Source organism: Bacteroides sp. 1_1_14 (assembly GCF_000162515.1).
GTDB lineage: Bacteria > Bacteroidota > Bacteroidia > Bacteroidales > Bacteroidaceae > Bacteroides > Bacteroides thetaiotaomicron.
Genome location: NZ_GG774707.1, coordinates 116,294 through 122,551, shown reverse-complemented (window position 1 = coordinate 122,551; position 6,258 = coordinate 116,294). Strand labels below are relative to the sequence as shown.

The following is a 6,258-nucleotide window of genomic DNA, read 5'->3' as shown; positions in this document are numbered from 1 at the left end:
ATATTGTGCCTGGAAAGGCGGTTCCGCACACGTGTTCTGTGCGGAGGTGTCCGAAGGGAAAATAAGGTTCTTCGACCCGCAAACCGGAAAGGATGATGCAAGCAATTACATACAGAGCATGAAAGCCAACCGCGTGGGAGTGATAAGAATAGACAACAAACTGGTAAATCCCAAAATCATGGGACTATTCATCACCAAATAAACGGGAAGAAAGTGCCAGCCCCTCCTCACCGTCCATCAGACGGCAGGACCGGCCGTCGAACAGAATAAAGGCGGGAAGACCGACAGGCAACTCAAAACCATTCCCATCAACACACCCCACGGAATAGATGCTTCCCTCAGGGGAACTGGCTGATAAGACAACGGAGTTGTAACCGTTACTGTTTGCTAATTCCGACACTTGTTTAGGTATTTCCATAACGCAAAAAGGCACATAAAACGCCTTGTCTGCAAAAGTATAAAATTATTTTTTTAAATCAGTCATTTATGGACATAAAAGAATATTCAAAGCTGATAAAAGCCAAGCGCAAGGAACTGGATGACCTGATGAAACGGAAGATGCCGGTCATAGCCGGACGAATGGCAAAAGACCATTTCCAGGACAATTTCCGCCGGGAAGGTTTCGTAAACGGTGGATTACACCCGTGGCCGAAAGCGAAAAGGCTGTCCTCGGGACGGACCGATGCGGCAGGGCAGTACGGGACGCTGCTATCCGGGAGGAACCACCTCTTCAGCTCTGTCAAGTACGTGCCGGGGGACTACCGGGTGAGAGTGGCCAACGACCTCATATACGCCCCCGTCAACAACTGGGGAGGGGAAGTGCATCCGACCGTTACGCCACGAATGCGGCGCTTTGCGTGGGCGAAGTATTACCAGGCTTCAGGCAAGGCTAAAAAAGCCGCCACAGGCAAAAGAAAGGGCAAAAAGAAGGGTTCTGCCGCAAGCAATGAACCGCAGGAGAGCCCGGAGGCACTGAAATGGAAAAGACTGGCGCTCACCAAAAAGAAAAAACTCCGGATACGCATACCACAGCGACAGTTCATCGGGGAAAGCAGCGAACTGTCCGACAGGATAACGGAAAAGACAGAAAACGAAATCAGAAACATTCTAAATTTATAAAGACATGGAAGAAATATTCATCGCGATCATGGAACGCATCGCCGGAAAGATGCCGGAACTCTCCTATATAGACGAGGATTACGGACAACTTGAAGCAGGGGCGGAAGAGGACAGCTATCCGGTCACGTTCCCCTGTGTGCTGATCGGAAACACCGAATCGGACTGGAACGACCTCGGGTACGGGGTACAGAAAAGCGAGTCACTCATCACCATACGCCTGGCCATCGACTGTTACGACGACACGCACTACACTTCAGGTACCTATGATAAAGTAAAGGAACGCCAGCAGAAGGCAAAGGAACTGTATAGGATACTCCAGGGATTCCAGTGCTCGGAAGAAGCCAGCCCGCTGGTCAGGGTGAAGAACCGGGACTATTCCCTGCCCGGAAACATCAAGGTGTATGAAACCGTATATTCCTTCACGTTGCATGACGAATCCGCAATGCAGGAAAGTGCGGCGAGGTTTATTCTCCGGTAAAGAGCGAAAGCTGGACGGCTGTCAGGCGGGGCTTCTTCACCTTCGGGACGGGTTTCACTTCCAGATCCTTCAGTTCCCGGCATTTGCGCCGGATAATGGACATGATACGTTCCTCGGAAATGAAAAATTCCTGCTGGGACAACACTTTCAGGGCGTCATCAAAGCGCAGGCGCTGTACCTCCGTCCAGTAATAGTAACGGCGGCACAGGGCTTCATCACGGAGTTCTATCAGGTTCTTGTCTCGTCCTTTGGCCATAATTGTGGGATACTTGCTGCAAAATTAGGCATTTAACCGGTCATTATAGATAAAAAAACGCCGCATCGTATATGAATGCGGCGTTTTCTGTTTAGAGTGTGAACAAAATCACATGGTCATCAGTTCGGTGTCATCCTCACCCGGAACAAACGGCTCGATGCGGGTAATCACCTTGCTTTGCACCTTCACCCGTCCGCTACCCTTGCAGACCGGGCATGTGGCAGATGAAGGAGCCCCTCCCTGATCCGGATAAAAGACACGTCCCTTGCCTTCACAACGCTTGCAGGCCATGACATGTGGCGCGATATTCTTCGTCTTTTCCATAATTACAACCGGCAGAATGAAGGCTCGATACGATGCCAGACACCGTTCTCGTCACGTTTGTGGAAATAATAATTCACTGCGGTCTTGTACACTACGTTACTTTCGCGGAAGAGGTCCATGATTTCGGTGTACTCGCTATCGAAACGGTCCTCCAACTCGTACAGTTTGCTCACCGACTTGTAGTCCAGGTCACCCTGGCGGTTACGCTCGATCATCGTCATGCCGAGCTGGTACATCGGATCATCGGTACCCAACTCGCGCCCCATGGCATAACGCTTCAGGTAGTCCACCAGGCGCTCGGCGGCAAGATCGGCACGCTCGTCGAAGCTCTTCACCTTGTTGCTTCTCACCTCCAGCTTCATGTCACCGTCCACGATGGTGAAACTCGCCTGCTCGTCCTTGCGGAGCTGGCCGTATTCACGCATCACCGCACGGAAGGCGGCGGCTTCTTTCTCCACCCAGTCGCGGAACGCTTTCACATCATCCACAACCGGGAGCAGCTTGTTCTTCACTTCAAGCATGAACTGCGCACGAAGGCCCTCATAGGCGTCGCGCCGGTTACGCTTGTTTTCCTTCTCTTCCTGCTGGAGCTGTTTCAGCAGTTCTTTTCTGTCCTGTGCGGACAAGCTCTTTAACTGTTCTTTTAAGTCCATAACTAAAAAATTTGATGGTTATTATTGTTGTTTATTCTCACGTTTACGGCGGATGGCACGCAGCTTCACCTGCAATGTGTCCAGCGCCTCACAGTCAAGTTCACGGAACTCCTTGCCGGCGATACGGCTGTCCAGGCAGAAAGTATTCACCTTGCCCCAATCTGCCGTATCAATACCCAACAACTGCATCTGGTGCAATACCGCGGAGCGCTTTTGGCGGAGAATCTTCCGGAGCTGTTCCTGGTAAGTGGGCGGTACCAGCTTCTGCATGGCGGCCACGGCGGCACTGTATTCCTTCAGCGTCATGTCACGCAGACTCGTGGTACGTCCCTCCGTGTACTGGGAAACGATGCTTTCCTTCAGCGCATCACGATCGGATGTCGGAAGGCGGTTCAAAAGGCTGTAAAACGCCGAGTAATTCTCGGGTTTGTTCAATTGCTTGCGGCTGTTGATGTCTATCTGCATGGCTATGTCGGTTTTAAGTTATCCCTTTAAAAAGGGTACGCCTCCAAAAAGAAGTTAAAACGTCACTTAAAAACTTTTACAATTATGCCGGAGAACGTACCCTGATTCATTATTTTTGTCTGTCACTTTTAAATTTTACAATTATGAAATTTACAGAAGAAAATGCTAATGCCATTTTGGCCGAGATCAACAAGAAATGTTCACCGTACGAATGTCCCATGTGCAAACAAAGAACAAACTTTATTTTCGGTAAAGGTGAGTCTCAAATTTTATCGTTCCAACGGGAAGGGATGCAATTAAAAGCTGATAATGGCATCAATTTTATCCCTGTCATTGTCGGATATTGCCAAAACTGCGGCTATGTAGCGCAATTCAATCTGAATGTCATTTTCCCAGAGAAATGACACCTTTTTGGTAGGTATCATTTTGGAACTTTCCTTCTGATTCACCAGAGGTTCGGCTATCCACATTCCGTTTCTGGTGAATCACTTCAACCGACACCACACTGTTCCTGTTGGTGTTGATCGCCATAATGTATCTGTTTCCTTTCTGTCCTTTCTCGTAAAGATAAGCCCAGTTCTCCTCAACCTCCACGTAACCTTGGCGGTCAACCGGAAGACCGAAACCGTTCACGATTTGCACACGGACCTTCAGACCTTCGAATTTCTTGAATATATTGCTCATAATATTGAAGTGTTACAGGTTATTCAACTCTTATCCTTCCGGTGTATTGGTTTCCCCGAAACTTCATCCCCTTGGTGAAGCCGCCCGGATATCCCAGTTCCTTACTTCTCGCGTTTGCCAGCAACAGATGTTCCCGGCTAAGGGAGGCTACAAAACCTTTGTCCTTTTCCAGTCCCATCTCTCGGGCCTTCCGGGTGACACTGCGTTCGGAAACACCGAGCATTTCAGCCAGCTCCCGGTTGAGGGTATTGTGATAGTGGCGACGCATGATGGAAAGCATATTGCCGTTCCAGAATATACGCGTCGAGTAGCCGTTATGCTCCACAATCCGCCCCTGGGTCCGGTGCATGAAAGTACCATCGGGAACCTTCCGGGTCTTACGGTACCGCTCCCGTTTGTATTCCAGCACACATTCATGACACCAGGAACTCCGGCCTCCGTTCTTCAGCGGATAAAATTCACGCATCCACAACTTGCGGCCGCAATGCGGACAAACACGTTTACGTTTCTGTTTGTTGTTATTCTCACTCATGGCTGTTTATGCTACATTCATCAATTCAAATTTTCCCGCCAAAACGGGATAACATTGATATCCGCCTTTCTCACCTGGGCCTGCATCAGCGCCATGGACAGCAACATGCAGACACGTTTGTCAGTTTTGACGGTTCCAGATATGGAACCCACAACATGGTCACCCTTGCCGGTCACGATTGAACCCGCAACCTGCTCAAGCCCGTCCGGATGATCCTCACTGGCCGCAACGCTCATAAAAGCGCTAAGGTCGTTCTCCTTACAAAAGTTCTCCACATACCGGCAGAGTTCCATTACTGCCTCTTTCTGTTTTTCTGTAATCATTTCTGTAATTTTTAATTGTTAATTAATTATATGTTATTTCTCAAGAATATAATCACATTCAAGAACCTTGACACCACTGTAAAATGTCACTTTGGACGTATCAGTGATACCGAAATGTTCTTTATCCGCGAAAATCATATTTTTCACACCGGACTTCATTTGCCGGACAACGTCCTTAGCCCTTTTATCAGTCCAGCCATGAGCGGCAAAACCGGCCTTGAACTGGTAAGTGGTCGTTACGGCACCGTTCTGGATCCTGGTGGAAACAGTAACTGTACCCACACAGTTCTCTATTGTTTTCTTCTTTCCCATGATGATTATTTATTTGTTGGTTTCCAATCCACTGTTATAACCGCATCCAGTTCACCACTGCCTTCACAGACCGGACAAGGTTTCCGCACATCCTCGCGGCTGCCTTCCTCCGTTCCCCAGAACCAGCCGTTACCCTTGCAGTAACCACACTTGTGACCGGTACTGACGAAGTTCTCGCGGTTAGTCCCTTTACACATATAGGCAGGAGGACAGATCTCCAGCTGTTTCTTTATCCTGCTCATGCCTGGCCCCCTTTCTGTTTCGGCCCCGCCACATTCCAATAGTCATAGGCGCCCTTCTCCCAGATTGTGTATTCACCTGTGGACCCCTGATAACGTCCCTTACTGAAGGCGACATAGCCCTCCACCCATATCTTCAGATCTGCATCATACATCACACTCGTGGCCGCATCACCTTTAGGATTTTTGCCGCGGGCATGGCTGATGAAAACAAACAGCTTGTCCGGAAACTCCTCCTTCAGCTGGATATAGTCACGATACGTCATCTGTGTGTATTGGAAGCTGTCAATAATCACGATGTTGAAACTTTTATGACGTCGGAGTCTGATCTTCAAGGTGGGGATGTCCTCCTTGATGAACGCCAAATGGCGGCTTACCTCGGCCATACCAAAGCGCCGCAGGTTATTCTGGACTGTCAAAGAAGTTCCTTCCTCCAGGGAGTTGAACGCCACACGGTCATACTTGCAAAGTTCCTTGCAGAGCTGCATCACAAAGGAGGTCTTTCCGTTGCCGCTATTACCCCACACGAACCAGCAGCCCCGGACTTCCGGAGTGTCGAAGGCGTCCTTCCATTTCCCCTCGAAAGGGAACACGTCATACTTCTTGTTCAAGATGTCCCTGACATTCAAGGCACGCTTCATGCCGGCCTTTTTATTATCCTTTTTCTCTTCTTCCATAGTCAGAACAGTCTTAGTTGTCGGATATTGTCAATTCGGTCAAGCACGGCCTGCCGTGCGGCACCCCGCAGCTTCTCGTGGCAGAGCATCCTGCCGAGTGCCCACAGAAGGGCGTTCTCACGGGTGGCAAACTGTCCCCATTTGCGCCCCGGGTTGAAACCGCCGCCGGAACCGTCCACCTCCATGTGAACGCCGG

At 49.7% G+C, this 6,258-nt stretch carries 14 protein-coding genes and 2 pseudogenes; 4 read left to right on the top strand and 12 right to left on the bottom strand.

Annotation, left to right across the window (positions count from 1 at the left end):
• Positions 1-202: pseudogene (locus HMPREF9007_RS26855) on the top strand (hypothetical protein); the annotation flags it as partial.
• Here the strand turns inward: HMPREF9007_RS26855 and HMPREF9007_RS09650 are convergent.
• Positions 185-418 carry a hypothetical protein gene (locus HMPREF9007_RS09650; RefSeq protein ID WP_008762172.1) on the bottom strand — a complete coding sequence of 78 codons (234 nt, stop codon included), beginning with the start codon at positions 416-418 and terminating at the stop codon, positions 185-187. The pseudogene HMPREF9007_RS26855 and the gene HMPREF9007_RS09650 overlap by 18 nt on opposite strands.
• Before the next feature lie 68 nt (positions 419-486).
• Between HMPREF9007_RS09650 and HMPREF9007_RS09655 the strand changes: the two genes are divergently transcribed.
• Positions 487-1,119: a hypothetical protein gene (locus tag HMPREF9007_RS09655; RefSeq protein ID WP_008762171.1), complete on the top strand. Its 633-nt coding sequence runs from the start codon at positions 487-489 to the stop codon at positions 1,117-1,119.
• 4 nt (positions 1,120-1,123) lie between these two features.
• Positions 1,124-1,597: a hypothetical protein gene (locus HMPREF9007_RS09660; protein ID WP_008762170.1), complete on the top strand. Its 474-nt coding sequence runs from the start codon at positions 1,124-1,126 to the stop codon at positions 1,595-1,597.
• Here HMPREF9007_RS09660 and HMPREF9007_RS09665 read toward each other — a convergent pair.
• The 4 genes from HMPREF9007_RS09665 to HMPREF9007_RS09680 all read right to left on the bottom strand — a co-directional run bounded on the left by HMPREF9007_RS09665 (position 1,584) and on the right by HMPREF9007_RS09680 (position 3,295).
• Positions 1,584-1,853 (bottom strand): hypothetical protein, encoded by a 270-nt coding sequence (locus HMPREF9007_RS09665; protein ID WP_008762169.1) that lies wholly within the window; start codon positions 1,851-1,853, stop codon positions 1,584-1,586. The genes HMPREF9007_RS09660 and HMPREF9007_RS09665 overlap by 14 nt on opposite strands.
• 108 nt (positions 1,854-1,961) lie before the next feature.
• Positions 1,962-2,177, bottom strand: coding sequence for a molecular chaperone DnaJ (locus HMPREF9007_RS27245; RefSeq protein WP_008762168.1), 216 nt, complete (start codon positions 2,175-2,177; stop codon positions 1,962-1,964).
• A 2-nt stretch (positions 2,178-2,179) separates the two neighbouring features.
• The gene (locus HMPREF9007_RS09675; RefSeq protein WP_008667116.1) at positions 2,180-2,830 is read right to left on the bottom strand and encodes a DUF3164 family protein; all 651 of its coding nucleotides are present in this window, start codon (positions 2,828-2,830) and stop codon (positions 2,180-2,182) included.
• Positions 2,831-2,851: 21 nt separating this feature from the next.
• Positions 2,852-3,295, bottom strand: coding sequence for a hypothetical protein (locus HMPREF9007_RS09680; protein ID WP_008762167.1), 444 nt, complete (start codon positions 3,293-3,295; stop codon positions 2,852-2,854).
• Between the two features lie 143 nt (positions 3,296-3,438).
• Here HMPREF9007_RS09680 and HMPREF9007_RS09685 point away from each other — a divergent pair, with 143 nt between their 5' ends.
• Positions 3,439-3,699, top strand: coding sequence for a hypothetical protein (locus HMPREF9007_RS09685; RefSeq protein ID WP_008667114.1), 261 nt, complete (start codon positions 3,439-3,441; stop codon positions 3,697-3,699).
• On the opposite strand, the gene HMPREF9007_RS09690 is transcribed toward HMPREF9007_RS09685, so the two are convergent.
• The 7 genes and pseudogenes from HMPREF9007_RS09690 to HMPREF9007_RS09720 all read right to left on the bottom strand — a co-directional run.
• Positions 3,680-3,979 carry a hypothetical protein gene (locus tag HMPREF9007_RS09690; protein WP_008667113.1) on the bottom strand — a complete coding sequence of 100 codons (300 nt, stop codon included), beginning with the start codon at positions 3,977-3,979 and terminating at the stop codon, positions 3,680-3,682. The two genes, HMPREF9007_RS09685 and HMPREF9007_RS09690, sit on opposite strands and share 20 nt — an antisense overlap.
• A gap of 19 nt (positions 3,980-3,998) precedes the next feature.
• Positions 3,999-4,511, bottom strand: a complete 513-nt coding sequence (locus tag HMPREF9007_RS09695; protein ID WP_008667112.1) for a hypothetical protein — start codon at positions 4,509-4,511, stop codon at positions 3,999-4,001.
• A gap of 20 nt (positions 4,512-4,531) precedes the next feature.
• Complete coding sequence (locus HMPREF9007_RS09700) at positions 4,532-4,834, bottom strand: hypothetical protein (RefSeq protein WP_008667111.1); 303 nt, start codon at positions 4,832-4,834, stop codon at positions 4,532-4,534.
• A 33-nt stretch (positions 4,835-4,867) separates the two neighbouring features.
• Positions 4,868-5,146, bottom strand: a complete 279-nt coding sequence (locus tag HMPREF9007_RS09705; RefSeq protein ID WP_008667110.1) for a hypothetical protein — start codon at positions 5,144-5,146, stop codon at positions 4,868-4,870.
• Positions 5,147-5,151: 5 nt separating this feature from the next.
• Positions 5,152-5,388 carry a hypothetical protein gene (locus HMPREF9007_RS09710; RefSeq protein WP_008667109.1) on the bottom strand — a complete coding sequence of 79 codons (237 nt, stop codon included), beginning with the start codon at positions 5,386-5,388 and terminating at the stop codon, positions 5,152-5,154.
• The gene (locus tag HMPREF9007_RS09715) at positions 5,385-6,062 is read right to left on the bottom strand and encodes a hypothetical protein (RefSeq protein ID WP_008667107.1); all 678 of its coding nucleotides are present in this window, start codon (positions 6,060-6,062) and stop codon (positions 5,385-5,387) included. The genes HMPREF9007_RS09710 and HMPREF9007_RS09715 overlap by 4 nt, the downstream gene beginning before the upstream one ends.
• A 2-nt stretch (positions 6,063-6,064) precedes the next feature.
• A pseudogene (locus tag HMPREF9007_RS09720) lies at positions 6,065-6,258 on the bottom strand (hypothetical protein); the annotation flags it as partial.

Bases quoted from the DNA above. Each gene is read 5' to 3' on its own strand.
- HMPREF9007_RS09715 (WP_008667107.1), bottom strand. From the start codon at position 6,062: ATGGAAGAAGAGAAAAAGGATAATAAAAAGGCCGGCATGAAGCGTGCC.
- HMPREF9007_RS09705 (WP_008667110.1), bottom strand. From the start codon at position 5,146: ATGGGAAAGAAGAAAACAATAGAGAACTGTGTGGGTACAGTTACTGTT.
- HMPREF9007_RS09700 (WP_008667111.1), bottom strand. From the start codon at position 4,834: ATGATTACAGAAAAACAGAAAGAGGCAGTAATGGAACTCTGCCGGTAT.
- HMPREF9007_RS09675 (WP_008667116.1), bottom strand. From the start codon at position 2,830: ATGGACTTAAAAGAACAGTTAAAGAGCTTGTCCGCACAGGACAGAAAA.
- HMPREF9007_RS09665 (WP_008762169.1), bottom strand. From the start codon at position 1,853: ATGGCCAAAGGACGAGACAAGAACCTGATAGAACTCCGTGATGAAGCC.
- HMPREF9007_RS09710 (WP_008667109.1), bottom strand. From the start codon at position 5,388: ATGAGCAGGATAAAGAAACAGCTGGAGATCTGTCCTCCTGCCTATATG.
- HMPREF9007_RS09690 (WP_008667113.1), bottom strand. From the start codon at position 3,979: ATGAGCAATATATTCAAGAAATTCGAAGGTCTGAAGGTCCGTGTGCAA.
- HMPREF9007_RS09660 (WP_008762170.1), top strand. From the start codon at position 1,124: ATGGAAGAAATATTCATCGCGATCATGGAACGCATCGCCGGAAAGATG.
- HMPREF9007_RS27245 (WP_008762168.1), bottom strand. From the start codon at position 2,177: ATGGAAAAGACGAAGAATATCGCGCCACATGTCATGGCCTGCAAGCGT.
- HMPREF9007_RS09650 (WP_008762172.1), bottom strand. From the start codon at position 418: ATGGAAATACCTAAACAAGTGTCGGAATTAGCAAACAGTAACGGTTAC.
- HMPREF9007_RS09685 (WP_008667114.1), top strand. From the start codon at position 3,439: ATGAAATTTACAGAAGAAAATGCTAATGCCATTTTGGCCGAGATCAAC.
- HMPREF9007_RS09680 (WP_008762167.1), bottom strand. From the start codon at position 3,295: ATGCAGATAGACATCAACAGCCGCAAGCAATTGAACAAACCCGAGAAT.
- HMPREF9007_RS09695 (WP_008667112.1), bottom strand. From the start codon at position 4,511: ATGAGTGAGAATAACAACAAACAGAAACGTAAACGTGTTTGTCCGCAT.
- HMPREF9007_RS09655 (WP_008762171.1), top strand. From the start codon at position 487: ATGGACATAAAAGAATATTCAAAGCTGATAAAAGCCAAGCGCAAGGAA.